Annotated in this window: 15 protein-coding genes; 7 read left to right on the forward strand and 8 right to left on the reverse strand. The window is 71.0% G+C overall.

What is annotated here, in order from left to right; genetic code table 11:
* Nucleotides 1-11: 11 nt before the first annotated feature.
* The 4 genes from AB0H62_RS00735 to AB0H62_RS00750 all read left to right on the forward strand — a co-directional run bounded on the left by AB0H62_RS00735 (nucleotide 12) and on the right by AB0H62_RS00750 (nucleotide 3,988).
* Nucleotides 12-911 (forward strand): aminoglycoside phosphotransferase family protein, encoded by a 900-nt coding sequence (locus tag AB0H62_RS00735; RefSeq protein WP_360583302.1) that lies wholly within the window; start codon nucleotides 12-14, stop codon nucleotides 909-911.
* 72 nt (nucleotides 912-983) lie between these two features.
* The gene (locus AB0H62_RS00740) at nucleotides 984-2,315 is read left to right on the forward strand and encodes a CBS domain-containing protein (protein ID WP_360583304.1); all 1,332 of its coding nucleotides are present in this window, start codon (nucleotides 984-986) and stop codon (nucleotides 2,313-2,315) included.
* Nucleotides 2,308-2,832 carry a DUF1003 domain-containing protein gene (locus AB0H62_RS00745; protein WP_360583306.1) on the forward strand — a complete coding sequence of 175 codons (525 nt, stop codon included), beginning with the start codon at nucleotides 2,308-2,310 and terminating at the stop codon, nucleotides 2,830-2,832. Before AB0H62_RS00740 ends, AB0H62_RS00745 begins: the two co-directional genes overlap by 8 nt.
* 10 nt (nucleotides 2,833-2,842) lie before the next feature.
* The gene (locus tag AB0H62_RS00750; protein ID WP_220246419.1) at nucleotides 2,843-3,988 is read left to right on the forward strand and encodes a P-loop NTPase; all 1,146 of its coding nucleotides are present in this window, start codon (nucleotides 2,843-2,845) and stop codon (nucleotides 3,986-3,988) included.
* 15 nt (nucleotides 3,989-4,003) lie between these two features.
* On the opposite strand, the gene AB0H62_RS00755 is transcribed toward AB0H62_RS00750, so the two are convergent.
* From AB0H62_RS00755 to sigE, 5 genes are all read right to left on the reverse strand, one after another.
* The gene (locus AB0H62_RS00755; protein WP_360583309.1) at nucleotides 4,004-4,504 is read right to left on the reverse strand and encodes a hypothetical protein; all 501 of its coding nucleotides are present in this window, start codon (nucleotides 4,502-4,504) and stop codon (nucleotides 4,004-4,006) included.
* Between the two features lie 220 nt (nucleotides 4,505-4,724).
* Nucleotides 4,725-5,150 (reverse strand): Sec-independent protein translocase protein TatB, encoded by a 426-nt coding sequence (gene tatB / locus AB0H62_RS00760; protein ID WP_220246417.1) that lies wholly within the window; start codon nucleotides 5,148-5,150, stop codon nucleotides 4,725-4,727.
* Between the two features lie 103 nt (nucleotides 5,151-5,253).
* Nucleotides 5,254-6,777 carry a trypsin-like peptidase domain-containing protein gene (locus AB0H62_RS00765; RefSeq protein ID WP_220246416.1) on the reverse strand — a complete coding sequence of 508 codons (1,524 nt, stop codon included), beginning with the start codon at nucleotides 6,775-6,777 and terminating at the stop codon, nucleotides 5,254-5,256.
* 323 nt (nucleotides 6,778-7,100) lie between these two features.
* A complete protein-coding gene (locus AB0H62_RS00770) occupies nucleotides 7,101-7,784 on the reverse strand; it encodes a zf-HC2 domain-containing protein (protein ID WP_220246415.1) in 684 nt (227 codons plus the stop codon).
* A complete protein-coding gene (gene sigE / locus AB0H62_RS00775) occupies nucleotides 7,781-8,395 on the reverse strand; it encodes an RNA polymerase sigma factor SigE (protein ID WP_220246414.1) in 615 nt (204 codons plus the stop codon). The genes AB0H62_RS00770 and sigE overlap by 4 nt, the downstream gene beginning before the upstream one ends.
* A 190-nt stretch (nucleotides 8,396-8,585) precedes the next feature.
* Here sigE and AB0H62_RS00780 point away from each other — a divergent pair, with 190 nt between their 5' ends.
* On the forward strand, nucleotides 8,586-9,239 hold the full coding sequence (locus AB0H62_RS00780) for an O-methyltransferase (protein WP_360583312.1): 654 nt from the start codon (nucleotides 8,586-8,588) through the stop codon (nucleotides 9,237-9,239).
* Between the two features lie 4 nt (nucleotides 9,240-9,243).
* Here the strand turns inward: AB0H62_RS00780 and AB0H62_RS00785 are convergent, their stop codons facing one another.
* Nucleotides 9,244-10,410 carry an MFS transporter gene (locus AB0H62_RS00785; RefSeq protein ID WP_220247371.1) on the reverse strand — a complete coding sequence of 389 codons (1,167 nt, stop codon included), beginning with the start codon at nucleotides 10,408-10,410 and terminating at the stop codon, nucleotides 9,244-9,246.
* A gap of 94 nt (nucleotides 10,411-10,504) precedes the next feature.
* Between AB0H62_RS00785 and AB0H62_RS00790 the strand changes: the two genes are divergently transcribed.
* On the forward strand, nucleotides 10,505-11,404 hold the full coding sequence (locus AB0H62_RS00790; RefSeq protein ID WP_220246412.1) for a LysR family transcriptional regulator: 900 nt from the start codon (nucleotides 10,505-10,507) through the stop codon (nucleotides 11,402-11,404).
* A 378-nt stretch (nucleotides 11,405-11,782) separates the two neighbouring features.
* On the opposite strand, the gene AB0H62_RS00795 is transcribed toward AB0H62_RS00790, so the two are convergent.
* Together AB0H62_RS00795 and AB0H62_RS00800 are read right to left on the reverse strand one after the other, a co-directional pair.
* A complete protein-coding gene (locus AB0H62_RS00795) occupies nucleotides 11,783-13,207 on the reverse strand; it encodes a leucyl aminopeptidase family protein (protein WP_360583315.1) in 1,425 nt (474 codons plus the stop codon).
* Between the two features lie 90 nt (nucleotides 13,208-13,297).
* Entirely contained in the window at nucleotides 13,298-13,465 is a 168-nt protein-coding gene (locus tag AB0H62_RS00800; protein WP_005155393.1) for a DUF3117 domain-containing protein, read from the reverse strand.
* 199 nt (nucleotides 13,466-13,664) lie between these two features.
* Between AB0H62_RS00800 and AB0H62_RS00805 the strand changes: the two genes are divergently transcribed.
* On the forward strand, nucleotides 13,665-14,459 hold the full coding sequence (locus tag AB0H62_RS00805) for an enoyl-CoA hydratase-related protein (RefSeq protein WP_360583317.1): 795 nt from the start codon (nucleotides 13,665-13,667) through the stop codon (nucleotides 14,457-14,459).
* Nucleotides 14,460-14,481: the final 22 nt, after the last annotated feature.

Consider the following 14,481-nt stretch of genomic DNA (forward strand, 5'->3'; position numbering starts at 1 on the left):
CGATTAAGGATGTGCCCCGACTCGTGATCCCGCCGTCGTTCGCCGCTCGCGCACCCCGGGTCCTCGGACCGGAATGCCTGCCGTGGCTGGCGTCGTTGCCCGACCTCGCCGACCGCTTCGCCCGCGAATGGGACCTGGAGTTCGAAGGCGAGGCGATGCACGGGTTCGTCGGCGTCGTGCAGCCCGCGCGCCGGGCCGACGGCACGCCCGCCGTGCTCAAACTCGGCTGGCCGCACGAGGAATCCCGCGACGAGCCGCTCGCACTGTCCACATGGGCCGGTCGGGGTGCCGTGCTGGTGCTGGAGTCCGCGCCGGACGAAGGTGTGCAACTGCTGGAACGCCTCGACCACACGCGGACGCTCCAGACCGAGCCGGTGCTCGAAGCCGTGGAAATCATGAGCGAGCTCGCCCGCCGGCTGGCCGTGCCGGCGCCACCCGCGTTGTCGCGGACGTTGAGCAGCGAAACCGAACGTCTCCTGGAGGTGCTGCCGAAGAGCTGGCACGACCTCGGCGGCCCGTTCCCCCGCCGTGAGCTCGACGCGGCCCTCGAGGTGTGCCGCGACCTCGGCCCCGCCGCGGGCGCGCTGCTCGTGAACGAGGACCTGCACTACGAGAACGTGCTGGCCGCCCGGCGCGAACCATGGCTCGTGATCGACCCCAAACCGATCGCCGGCGACCTCGAGTACGGCGTGTTCTCCTTGCTGTGGAACCGGTTCGGCGAAGCCACAGTGGACGACAAACTGCGAGCCACCGGACTCGACCCCGACCGCGCCCGCGCGTGGACGCTCGTGCGCGCGGTGCAGAACCGGCTCTGGTTCGAGTCGGATCTGCGCGACGTCACCGATCTCGGCGACGAGCAGCCCTTCTACGCGGTTCTTCCCACTTTGAGCGCCTGGGCCTGCAAGTCCTAGCTGAGAGGACGCTGGCAAGACACGGTTGCGCGACGCGGGCGCAGGGACCGCCTTGCGGATAGTGTCTGGCCCATGGCTGCCGTGAACAGGGTTTTTGTGGCTCGGCTGGCGGGTCTGCCGGTGTTCGGGCCCGACGGCGAGTCGATCGGCAAGGTCCGCGACGTCGTCGCGGGCCTGCGACTCGACCAGCAGCCGCCCCGCATCCTCGGCCTCGTGGTCGAGCTCGCGACGCGACGGCGCGTTTTCGTGCCGATGCTGCGCGTCACCACGATCGAGCCGACGGCTGTGACGCTGGCCACCGGTTCGGTGAACATGCGGCACTTCACCCAGCGCCCCAACGAGGTCCTCGTCTGCGGGCAGCTGCTCGACGCGCACGCGTCACTCGCCGGCACGGAGACGCGCGTGACGGTGGTCGACGCCGCCATGGAACCCACCCGCACCCGCGACTGGGTGCTCGCGAAGCTCGCCATCCGCGAACGCCAGACCCGGCTCGGGATCGCCCGCCGCCGCACGGCCATGCACGTGCTGCCGTGGAACGAGGTCGCCGGGCTCGGCCTCACCGACCTGACCGCACAGGAACCCCAAGGCGCCGGGCAGCTGCTGATGCTGTTCGACACGATGCGGGCCGTCGACATCGCGGCCACCGTGCGTGACCTGCCACTGAAGCGCCGGCACGAAGTCGCCGACGCGATGGACGACGAACGCCTCGCCGACGTGCTCGAAGAGCTGCCCGACGACGACCAGAAGGAGCTGCTGGCCTACCTGTCGGAGGAGCGCGCGGCCGACATCCTCGAGGCGATGAGCCCGGACGACGCCGCCGACCTGCTGGCCGAGCTGGCGCCCGCCGACCAGCGCCGGCTGCTGGCGCTCATGGAGCCCGAGGAGTCGGCGCCGGTCAAGCGGCTGCTGGCGTACTCGTCCGACACCGCGGGCGGCCTGATGACCCCGGAACCGGTGGTGCTCACGCCCGACGCGACCGTGGCCGAGGCGCTCGCGCACATCCGCAACGCCGACCTGCCCGCCGCGCTGGCCACCATGGTGTTCGTGTGCCGCCCGCCGACGGCGACGCCGACCGGCCGGTTCGTGGGCGTGGTGCACTTCCAGCGCCTGCTGCGCGAGCCGCCCGCGGAGCTCGTGGCAAGCGCCGTGGACACCGACCTCACGGCGCTGCGGCCCGAGGCCTCACTGGCCGAGGTCACGCGCTACTTCGCCGCGTACAACCTCGCGTGCGGCCCCGTGGTCGACCCCGAGGAGCACCTGCTGGGCGCCGTCACCGTCGACGACGTGCTCGACCACCTGCTGCCCGACGACTGGCGCGAAACCGGCCTGCACGACGTCGCCGACGTGCCCGCCGAGGTCCACGACCAGGCCGAAGCCCACACCCAGGAGGCCGACCGTGCCTGACCTCTCCTCGGGCCGCCGGCTCGACCAGCCGCGCAGCCAGGCACGGTTCCGGCTCAACATCGACCCGGACACCTTCGGCCGCTTCACCGAGCGCATCGCGCGGTTCCTCGGCACCGGCAAGTACCTGTTCTGGCAGACGCTCATCGTCATCATCTGGATCGTGCTGAACCTGGTCGCGGTGTCGCTGCGCTGGGACCCGTACCCGTTCATCCTGCTCAACCTGGCCTTCTCCACGCAGGCCGCGTACGCCGCGCCGCTCATCCTGCTGGCGCAGAACCGGCAGGACGACCGCGACCGCGTCTCGCTGGAAGAGGACCGCACGCGCGCCGCTCAGACGAAGGCCGACACCGAGTACCTGGCGCGTGAGCTGGCGGCATTGCGGCTCGCCGTCGGCGAGGTCGCCACCCGCGACTACCTGCGCAGCGAGCTCGACCGGCTACGTGACGACCTCGCGGTACGACCGAAATCACGCAAGCCGAAGCAGGCGGCGAAATCGGACGTGCCGACCGGTACGTAACATGGGTGTGGTGACGAGTACACAGCAGCTCCCCAGCGTCGAAGACGTCCGCACCGCGCTGAAGGACGTGTACGACCCCGAAATCAAAAAGCCGATCACCGACCTCGGCATGGTCAAGGACGTCGTGGTCGGCGAAGACGGCGTGGTCGCCGTCGGCATCTACCTCACCGTGGCGGGCTGCCCGCTCAAGGCGACGCTGACCGAGGACACCACCAAGGCCGTCAAGAAGCTCCCCGGCGTCGCCGACGTGCGGGTCGAGCTCGACGTGATGAGCGACGAGCAGCGCACGGAGCTGCGCAAGTCGCTGCGTGGCGACTCCGCCGAGCCGGTGATCCCGTTCGCGCAGCCGGGTTCGATGACCCGCGTTTACTGCGTGGCTTCGGGCAAGGGCGGGGTCGGCAAGTCTTCGGTCACCGTGAACCTGGCCGTCGCGATGGCCGAGCGCGGCCTGTCCGTCGGTGTCGTCGACGCGGACATCTACGGCCACTCGATCCCCCGCATGCTGGGCGCGCGCGAGAAGCCGACCAAGGTCGAGACGATGATCATGCCGCCGCAGTCGCACGGCGTGAAGGTGATCTCGATCGGCATGTTCACGCCGGGCAACGCGCCGGTGGTGTGGCGCGGCCCGATGTTGCACCGCGCGTTGCAGCAGTTCCTCGCCGACGTGTTCTGGGGCGACCTCGACATCCTGCTGCTGGACCTGCCGCCGGGCACCGGCGACATCGCGATCTCCGTGGCGCAGCTGATCCCCAACGCGGAGATCCTCGTGGTCACCACGCCGCAGCAGGCCGCCGCCGAGGTGGCCGAGCGCGCGGGCGCGATCGCGATGCAGACACGTCAGCGCGTGGCCGGCGTGATCGAGAACATGTCGTGGCTGGAGACACCTTCGGGCGAGCGCATGGAGATCTTCGGCTCCGGCGGCGGCCAGGCCGTGGCCGACTCGCTGTCGAAGTCCGTGGGCTCGCAGGTGCCGCTGCTGGGCCAGGTGCCGCTCGACCCGCGCCTGCGTGAGCAGGGCGACGAGGGCACGCCGATCGTGCTGGCGGAGCCGGACGCGCCGGCGTCGCTGGTGCTCAAGGAAGCGGCGAAGAAGCTCACCGTCCGGGCCCGCGGCCTGGCGGGGATGATGCTGAACGTCAGCCCCGCCGGCCGCTGAGCGGTTTGTCGGCGCCTAGGAGGCGCGGACCGTCGTCAGGAGCGTCTTGTCGGCGCCCAGCGTCACCGCGGTGGCGCCGGGCTGCGTGACGGCCCAGTCGACGTTCGCGGAGTCGCCGGGGCCGACGGCGGTGGCGGCTTCGGGGTGGCCGTCGACGTTCACGGCGACCTGCTGGTCCGAAGTGAGCACGACCCGGACGCGGTCGCCGACCTGCACGTCGACGGTGCCGGCGGGCGGGTTGATCTTGCCCTTGGCCCAGTCGAGCGTGATGAGGACGTCGAGGTCGGGCACGCCGGTCTGGGCGCCGCGCTTCACGTAAGTCTGGTCGCCGGCCGGGGCGTTCAGCGTGCTGCTCGGGGACGGCGAGGCGAACGGCCCGCCGGTCGTCGCGGGAGCGGGCACCGACGTGAAGGTGGCCGGTGGCTGGGTGCTGGGCTCGTCGTCCGCGGTGCACCCGGCGGCCAGGACACCCGCTGCGGCGATGATTACGGCCAGGGCGCCCGCACGGCGTGACATGTCAGAGACCTCCAGGGTCGTTATGGGCGGTTTGCCCGAGGCTACCCAGGAAGTTCGTTTCGTCGTGCGAGAGGTCGGGTCACGTCGGGCCGGCCGCCACACCGGCAACCCGCCACAGCCAACTCGCCCGTTCCGACCGCCGCAAGTCGGCACTCGCCCGACGTTGCGAGGTCCGGCCGAGGTCACACCCTGACCGGTCGCTAAGGGACGGACCCGGCGCTCAGGTGGCGTCGGGGTCGACCGGGGGCCGCTCGCCCGGCTTGAGCGGTTCGGCCTGCGGCGTGGCGCTCTGCGGCTTCACGGCTTGGGAACCGTTGGAGCCGTTCGTCCCGTTCGAACCGTTCGTGGAGTTCAAGCTGCTGAGCCCCAACGGATCCGCGTCCCCGTCGAACAGGTGCTGGGTCACGACCCGCTTGGGGTCGAAGTTGCGCAGCCCGCGCAGGTCTTCCAGCGGCTTGCGGAGCTGGTCGAACTCCGGCCCCATCTCCTCGCGCAGCTGTGCGCGCGCACCGTTGGCGAACTCGCGGACCTTGCGCACGCTCTTCGCCATCCACGACGCGGCTTCCGGAAGGCGCTCCGGGCCGAGGATGAAGAGACCGGCGACGATGAGCACGAGGATCTCGCCCCATCCGACACTGTCGAACACCCGTGAACCTCCGCTCGGTGCTTCCCCGGTCAGACTACCCGGGCCGCCCCGTGTTCCGGCAGGCCCGAAGGACGAAGCGGGGCTTAAGACGATGTGACGTCGATCAGTCGGATCCGAGAGTCACGTCGACAACCAGCACCGCGCCGGCGCGCGCGAGTTGCACCGGCACGACCTCACCGACGTCGTGGTTGCGGACAGCCACGGTCAGCTCCGCGGAGTCGCGCACCAGGCGGTCGCCGATCTTCGTGATCACGTCGCCCTCCTTGATGCCGGCCGCAGCCGCGGGGCCGTTAGGCTCCACGTTCTTCACCTGCGCGCCCATCGTGGACGAGCCGGCGACCGTGGAGGAGGCGTTGATGCCGATGTCCGCGTGGACGACCTTGCCGTCCTTGATCAGCGCCTTCGCGATCTTCATCGCGTAGTCGCTCGGGATGGCGAAGCCGATGCCGATGCTGCCGCCGTCGGCGCTCGACGAGCGGATCGACGAGTTGATGCCCACGAGTGCGCCGGTGGAGTCGACGAGCGCGCCACCGGAGTTGCCGTGGTTGATGGCAGCGTCGGTCTGAATGGCCTCGTAGGTCACGGGCGGCTCGCCGCTGTCGCCACCGGCCGTGATCGGCCGGTCGAGCGCGCTGACGATGCCCGACGTCACGGAGTTCTGCAGGGCCAGCGGCGAACCGACGGCGATCACGGCGTCGCCCACCTGCAGGTCGGACGACTTGCCGATCTGCATCACCACGGGGTTGGTCACGTTGACCTTCACCACGGCGAGGTCGGTCTTCTGGTCGGAGCCGACGATCTTGGCCTCGGTGCGCGTGCCGTCGTTGAAGATCGCGGTGATCTTCACGGTCGAGTCGGCGACAGCGGTGGTGACCACGTGCTCGTTGGTGAGGATGTAGCCCTGCGGGTCGATCATCACGCCCGAGCCCTGCTCACCGGAGTCGGCGCCGGGCTTGAAGACCTCGAGCGACACGACCGCGGGCGAGACGCGCTTCGCGATGTCGGCGATCGATCCCGGCGGGCGTTCCTTGGCTGCTTCGGCCTCGGAGATCGTGGCGCTGCCGGTGAGCGCCGAACCCGTGTCGGCGATCCACCAGCCGACGAGCCCGCCGACCGCGCCCACGAGCAGCGCGACCACACCAAGCAGCGCCAGGGCCTTCGGCTGCACGCGACGGCCGAACAGCACCTCGGGCAGGCTCAGCAGCGCGCCGGACGGGCGTTTGCGGGGCTTCTCTTTGTCTTCCGCGGGCATCGCCGGGCCGGCCAGCACAGCGCCGGCCGCGGGATCACGCCACGGGTCGCGCGTGTCCGTCCACAGGGGATCTTCGGGCGCGGGCTGCTCGCCGGTCGCCTCGCGCGGGCGCTCCAGCACCACGCCTTCGGCACCCGGCGGGCGGCGGAACGCCTCCGCGAGCGACTCCGGTGTGGGCGGGGCGAGGTCGAGGTTGCCCTTGCCGTTGGTGGCGGGTGTGTAGAGCTTGTCGAACGCGCCGTCGACACCGCGCGGCCGGCCGAACACCGCTTCCTGCGCCGGGTCCACGGCAGGGCGGTCGAGCGGCCGGGGTCCCAGCCGGTCGTCGCCCGCGGCAGGCGGCTGGGCGGAGTTCGCGTTCGGCTGCTCGGTCATCATTCCCCGGGGCTGAGATCAGGTGGCTGGGCGTGACGATACCCAAGCCTCGACGTCCGAGTCTGCCCAGACGACGGTGAAATGGCTGTTGGCCCGCGCCGCACCACACGATCTGCCTCGGTGGCCGGGGCCGTTCGTCAAGCCCGTACGGGCCGCCACGCGACCAGCCGTGTGCCAGTCGGCGGCAGATGGGCGGCCGCGCGGACTCCGCGAGGTGGAACGCCGGCGAGCGCTCAGCCAACCGGTGCAGTGGCCGAAAACACCGGCCGCATGGGCTGTTGCCCCGCACCGCTACCTCCCCCTGGAGAAGCGGTGCGGGTGGCTCAGCGAGCCGGAACCGGGGTCAGCCGGTCGACGACCGACGTGGCCGTCGGCAACGTCGAGGACGGGGGCGGCAGCGTCGGCTCGGAGCGGGGCACGGCCATCTGGGCGGGCAGCAGGTTCGCGTTGGGCTGCGGCACGCCGCCGGTGTCCGGGGCGCCTTCGCCGCTGTCGGCGGTCGTGCCGACCAGGGCCAGCGCGCTCAGCACCAGCCCGGAGACGACGACGCCCGCGCCTTGTGCGGCGCGCTTACGGGTGAGGGTGAAACGGCCGCCGCCGAGCACGTGGGACGAGTGCCCGAGCGGCGTGGACGAGCCCAACGGGGCAGTACCTCCGAGAACCCCCGCGTCACGCAGGCCCGCGACCCGGTCCGGGCGCTGGATGGCGACGAGCTGACCGTCGGCTGTCATCGCCAGGTTGTCAGGAGTGCCGGGCAGCTCGGTGTGGTCCGGGATCGACCGCAGGCTCGCGAGGAACCCGGCCGACATCGACGGCTCGCCGGCGCACTTCACAGCCGCGACGGCCTGCCGCTGGGCGGCGACCTCGGCTGCGCACCCCGGGCAACGGGCGATGTGGGCCGACGCGCGGTCCTGCGCGCCGAGCGACAGCTCGCCGTCGACCAGGGCGACCACGACATCCGGAAGCAGATGCGACTCGGGGAGACCCCACCCTCGCGCAGCGGTCATACCGACACCTTCACAGACTCGTCCCGGAGCGCACGGCGGCGCTCCAGCGACGCACGCAGCGCCTGCCGGCCGCGGTGGATGCGGCTGCGGACGGTGCCGAGCTTGACACCCAGCGTGGCGCCGATCTCCTCGTACGAGAGGCCTTCGACGTCGCAGAGCACCACGGCGGCCCGGAACTCCGGGGGCAGCTCGTCGAGCGCCTCCTGCAAGTCGGGGTCGAGGTGTGTGTCGGTGTAGACCTGCTCGGGGCTCGGGTCGTCGCCGACGATGCGGTCGGTGTCGTCCGGCAGCCCCTCCATGCGCACGCGCGAGCGGCGGCGGGCCATGTCGAGGAACAGGTTCGTGGTGATGCGGTGGAGCCAGCCCTCGAAGGTGCCCGGCTTGTACGACGCGAGCGAGCGGAAGACGCGGATGAACGTCTCCTGCGTGAGGTCCTCGGCGTCGTGGCTGTTGCCCGTGAGGCGGTAGGCCAGGCGGTAGACGCGGTCGGCGTGTTCGCGCACGACCTCGTCCCACGACGGGGGCGTCCAGGTGGCCTCGCCCGAGTCCACGGTCACCAGCTCTGGCTCCGACTTGTCAGCGGTCTGCATCAGGGGAGCAGGCACCTCCATCTGCGACTCTCCTCTTCTGCTCAGCCAACGCTGCTCTCGGGCACGGTGTTCCCGCACGGTCGAGATTGAGTTTGTCGGGTCTCCTTATGGTTCTAGTGAGACAGGACTGAGAGCAGGCTGAGAAGTTATTTCGGCGGGCTTACCAGGGAGCCTTCGCTGATTTATCGACAAGCAACGCTAACCTTCGCGCGTGAGTTCCGGGACGCATGCGGCCTCGGCGGCCGAGCCGGTCGGCGCCGAGTACGTCGACGGGTACCTTCCCGACGACGACGTACTGGCCGCGGCGCGGGTGCGCGCGGCCGACCTGGGCTGCGCCCCGCTGGCGTCGGGGGCGGGCGCGACCTTGCGTTTCCTCGCCGCGACGCTCGGCGCGCGGGCCGTGGTGGAGGTCGGCACGGGGGTCGGGGTGAGCGGCCTGCACCTGCTGCGCGGGATGGCCCCCGACGGCGTGCTGACGTCGATCGACCTCGAGCCGGAGTACCAGCGCGCGGCGCGCAAGACGTTCCTCGAAGCCGGCATCGCGCCCGGCCGCACGCGGCTGATCGTCGGCCGCGCCCTCGACGTGCTCCCCCGGCTCACGCCCGGCGGCTACGACCTGGTGTTCATCGACGCGGCGCGCCTCGAGTTCCCCAACTACTACGAGAAGGGCGTCTCGCTGCTGCGCCGCGGCGGGATCATCGCCTTCCACAACGTGCTGGCCGGCGGCCGCGTCGCCGACCCGTCGCGGCGGGACCCGGAGACACTCGCCCTGCGCGAGGTCGCGCGGGCGATGCGGGAGGACGAACGCCTGGTCCCGGCCCTGTTGCCGGTCGGCGGCGGGCTGCTGGTGGCGGCGGTCGGCTGAGGTTTTACGTGTGCGCCAGCTCGCGGGTGCGGACGTGGACCGTGGTGCCCACGCCGACGGCGGCCGCGGCCAGCACGAGCCACACGGCCACGGCGGCGATGAGCCAGACCCAGCCGGCTTCGCCGTAGATCACCGCGCCGACCCCGCCGCCGACGCTGCTGCCGAGGTAGTACATGAGCGTGTAGCAGCCGCCGGTCTGGCCACGGGCGTTCTCGGGTGCTTCGGCGGCGGCCCAGCTGTTGGCGATGGCGTGGGCGGCGAAGAACGAGCAGGTCAGCACCACAAAACCGACGGCGACCATCGCCACGGAGTCCGGAATGGTGAGCGCCGCGCCGACGGCCATGAGCAGCAGCGCGCCGATGATCGCGCGGCGGCGGCCGATCCTCGTCGCCAGCCGGTTGGCCGTCGCCGAGGAGACCGAGCCCAACGCGTAGGCGAGGAAGACGAGTGACGCGATGGCCGGCGAGAGGTGCAGCTCGCCGGTGAGGCGAAAGCCGGCGGCGTTGTAGAGCGCGACGAACGAGCCCATGGCCAGCAGCGCGACGGCGTACTGGGCCAGGAGCACGGGTTTGCGCACCGCGTGGAGCAGGCCGATGCCGACGTCACGCAGGGATTGACGGTCTTCCTGGTGCTGCCGGCCACGCGGCAGCGCGACGACGGTGACGATCGCGCAGATCAGCGAGATGCCGGCCACGACGTACAGCGCACCGCGCCAGCCCAGCGGGCCCGCGGTGAAGCCCGTCGCGAGGCGGCCGGTCATGCCGCCGATGGAGTTGCCGGCGATCATCGCGCCCACCGCCGCCGCGACGCCGACCTTGCCGAGCCGTTCGACGAGGTACGCCGTAGCGACGCCGGGGAACCCCGCGATCGCCACGCCCTGGACAGCGCGCAGCACCAGCATCACCGAGTACGACGGCACGAGCGGCAGCAGTAGCCCCAGCACCGCCGAGATCACCACCGACGCGATGATCACCGACCGGCGCCCGACCACTTCGGACAGTGCCGCGATGGGCAGCACGGAGATCGCCAGCGCCCCCGTCGCCACGCTCACCGCGAGCGACGCGCCGCCAGGGTCGAGGTGGTACTGCAGCGCGAGCTGCGGCAGCACCGGCTGCGGCGCGTAGAGCAGCGCGAACGACGTGAACCCGGCAGCTGCGACGGCGACCTTCACCCGGACGGTGGTACTGGCTGTAGTGGTCACATCCGCCGAAAGTAAGGAGAGCTAAACAATACGTCCAATACGGTTGTGCGCGATAATCCATACCGTGACGCATGAAAGCCTGACTTCCCAGCTCGCGCCCCACTTGCTGCTCCTCGCGACCCTGCGGAGCACGAGGAACGTCACACGCACGGCCGAGCTACTGGGTGTGCCGCAGCCCACGGTCAGCCGTCGGCTCGCGGCCCTCGCGGAGTCGTTGGGGGCGCCGTTGACGGTGCCGGACGGGCGCGGGATCCGGCTGACGCGGGCGGCGGAGCTGTTGGCGGAGGCTTCCGAGCGGGCTCTGGCTTCCGTCGACGCGGGCGCGCGGTCGGCTCGGGAGGAGATCGAGCCGGAGAGCGGGCGGGTGGTGCTCGGGTTCCTGCATCTGCTGGGGAGGTCGTTGGTGCCTTCGTTGCTGCGGGGGTACCGGGCGCAAGCGCCGAGGGCGCGGTTCACGTTGGTGCAGGGGTCGCGGCAGGAAATGGTCGACCGGCTTGCCGGTGGCGAGCTGGATTTGGCGTTGCTGGCGCCGGTTCCTGAGGATGCGGTGTTCGAGACGGCGGTGTTGTCCACGCAGCCGATTTTGTTGTCGGTGCCGGCAGGGCATCGGTTGTCTGGGCGCAGTGGGGTGCGAATGGAGGAGCTCGCCGACGAGGAGTTCGTGTTGCTGGAGCCCGGCTACGGGTTGAGGCGGATCACGGACGAGTTGTGTGCGGCTGCGGGGTTTTCGCCGAGGATTGCGTTTGAGGGGCAGGAGTCGGACACCGTGCGGGGGTTGGTGGCGGCCGGGTTGGGGGTGGCGTTGTTGCCGCATTTCGAGCCTGGGGCGCCGGCTGGGGTGGCGGAGGTGCAGATCGAGCCGCCGGTGGGGAGGACGATCGGGCTGGCTTGGCGGAGAGGGGAGCCGGTTAGTCGGGCTGTGGGGGTATTTCGGGAGTTTGTGTTGGGTGGGGTGGCTCGGTGATTCGTTCTTTGTTGGGGGTTGTGGGGTTTTCGGTTCTGGGTTCTCGGTCCTCGCAGGGCGTGTTGCGTTGGGCGTGCACCCCGAAGCTGGATTGTGTTGACGGCCGGTGAGCCGTTGTCAAGGCGGGAAAGCGTGCCTTGACAACGGCTCGCCGGCCGCAAGAAGGCTTCGGATCGGGGTGCCGGGGAGGGGCTGGGTGCAGGGTTTCGTCGCGTGGGTGGGCGGCGGTTGCGAGGGTGGACGCGGCTTGGGCGAGTCGTGAGTTGGTTGGGCGGGTGGCGGTGGGTGGAGTCGTCAAAGCGCCCCAATATGTGGCGTTGGGTGCGGTGAGCGCAGCCAACGCCGCATTGGGGTGCGGGCGAAGCGTGGGGCGGGGGGCTAGGCCGAGTAGGAGGCGGCGAGTTCCACGAGGGTGCGGGCGGCGAAGCCGGAGGCGCCGGGGACCACGTCGTCATACGTCTTGTCGGCGCGGGCGGGGCCGGCGATGTCGAGGTGGGCCCAGGGCAGGCCGGCCGTGAACTCGCGGAGGAAGAGGGCGGCCATGATGCCGCCGGGGCCACCGGGGGCCTGGCGGACGTCGCCGAGTTCGCCTTCGATGCCGGGGGCGTAGTCGTCGACCAGGGGCATGCGCCACCAGGATTCGCCGGCGCGGGTGCCCGCTTCGATCACGCGGGCGGCGAGGTCGTCATCTGTCGAGAACAGGCCGCCGGTGCGCAATCCCAGTGAGACCTTCATGGCGCCGGTGAGGGTGGCGGCGTCCACGACGAGGTCGGGCTTGTACGTCTGAATCCCGTAGGCCAGCGCGTCGGCCATGACCATGCGGCCCTCGGCGTCGGTGTTGCCGACCTCGGTGGTGCGGCCGCCGTAGTGGCGGACGATGTCGCCGGGGCGGTACGAACCACCGGAGACGTGGTTCTCGGCGGCGGGCACCAACGCCGTCACGCGCACCGCAAGACCCAGCGCGGCGATGGCGCGCACGGAGGCGATCACGGCCGCGCCGCCCGCCATGTCGGTGCGCATGAGGTGCATGCCGTCGGCCGGCTTCACGGACAGGCCGCCCGTGTCGAACGTGATGCCCTTGCCCACGAACAGCAAGTGGGTCTTCGCGCCGCGCGGGCGGTACTCCAGCTCGATCAGGCGCGGCGGGGAATCCGAGCCGCCGCCGACGGCGAGCACGCCGCCGAAGCCGTTGTCCGCGAGCCACTTCTCGTCGCGCACGTTCACGGTCACCGCGGCCGAGCCGACGACCTTCGCGGCAGTGTTCGCGAGCCACGCGGGGTTCTTGATGTTCGACGGTGCGTTGGCCAGGTCCCGCGTCAGCGCGGCGGCGGCCGCGAGCTCACGAACGCGGGCGACCTCGTCTGCGTACGCCGCGGCCGAAGAGCTCACCAGCCGGACGGTCTGCACCGCGGGCTTCGGGTCCTCTGTGGTCACGACGAACCGGTAGCCGCCCAGGAACAAGCCCATCGCGAGCTCGCCTACTTGCGCAGCGGACACGTCCTCGGGCAGCCCCACCTGGACGGTCCGAACCGGCTGGTCCACCGAGGACACCGCGCGCGCCAGCGCCGCCCCCGCGCGGCGGTAGTCGCGCGGTTCGCCCGCGCCGAGGCCCGCGACCCAGCGCACCGCGCCGTCGGCCGGGACTTCCTGCACGTCGCCCGCCTTGCCGGTCGCCTTCACCCCGCCGAGTTCCACTTCTGCGGACGAAAGTGCCAGCACCACTTGCGGGGCCCCGCGCCGGAACGCGTCGGCGACCTCGATCTCGGGCAGTTTGGTCGGGACAGGCGGTAGCGAGTTACGCACAGTGAGCAACCTTCGGGCGCAGATGAACCACGACCCCGGCCTCCATGAGGAGACCGGGGTTCGGTGAGTGGATGGGGAGGGGAGCCGGAATCAGCCGGTGACCTCCTGAAGTGCTGCGCCGAGGTCCTTCGCTTCTTCCGCGGAGAGCTCGACGACGAGACGGCCGCCACCTTCCAATGGCACTCGCATCACGAGGCCCCGCCCCTCCTTGGTCACTTCGAGGGGACCATCTCCGGTCCGGGGCTTCATGGCCGCCATAGCGTGCTCCCTCCGTCTCAACCGGCGCGCCCGGGTCGCGCACTCCCATGCCAGCCGGGTCTTGACCCCCATTGTCCCTCATCAGCGGCCGGGCGCGAACGCGGACCGATCATTTGCCGCCGTATCGGTGCTGGTATGCGCCACGCGGGGCTGAAAGACTCGGCGGAGGACCCACGATTACGCCAAGAGGAGCACCACAGTGACCACACCCGACGTCCTCCTGACCGCCGACGCCGACGGCGTGCGCACCCTGACCCTGAACCGGCCGGAGGCGTACAACTCGCTGACCGTCGAGCTCAAGGAACGGCTGCTCGCGGAGCTGCGCGCCGCGGCCGACGACGCGGACGTGCGCGCGATCGTGCTCACCGGCGCGGGAAAGGCGTTCTGCGCGGGACAGGACCTGAAGGAACACGTCGGGCTACTGCAGGCGGGAGACCCGGCCCCGCTGCACACGGTGAGCGACCACTACAACCCGATCGTCAAGGCCATCGTGGACATGCCGAAGCCGGTCATCGCCGCGGTCAACGGCACGGCCGCCGGCGCGGGTGCCGCCTTCGCCTACGCGAGCGACCTGCGGATCGCCGCCGAGTCGTCGTCGTTCCTGATGGCCTTTGCGAACGTCGGGCTCGGCCCGGACTCCGGCGCGTCGTGGACACTGCAGCGGCTCATCGGCCTCGGCCGCGCCGCCGAGCTGATGCTGCTGGCCCGCACCGTCGACGCGGGCGAGGCGCAGCGCATCGGCCTGGTCGGCGAGGTTGTGCCCGACGAGGAGCTCGCCGCGCGCGCCCAGGCCGTGGCCGCGAAGCTCGCCGCCGGCCCGACGGTGGCGTACTCGAAGATCAAGCACGTGCTCGCCGTCTCCGCGCAGTCCTCTCTGGACGAAGCGCTCGCGGCCGAAGACGAAGCCCAGACCGCGCTCGGCGCCACCGCCGACCACACCGAGGCCGTGGAAGCCTTCGTCGGCAAGCGCAAGCCGAACTTCCAGGGCAAGTAGCCGTCAGTGTTCCGTCCGGTTC

The organism is Amycolatopsis sp. NPDC050768 (assembly GCF_040654155.1).
GTDB lineage: Bacteria > Actinomycetota > Actinomycetes > Mycobacteriales > Pseudonocardiaceae > Amycolatopsis.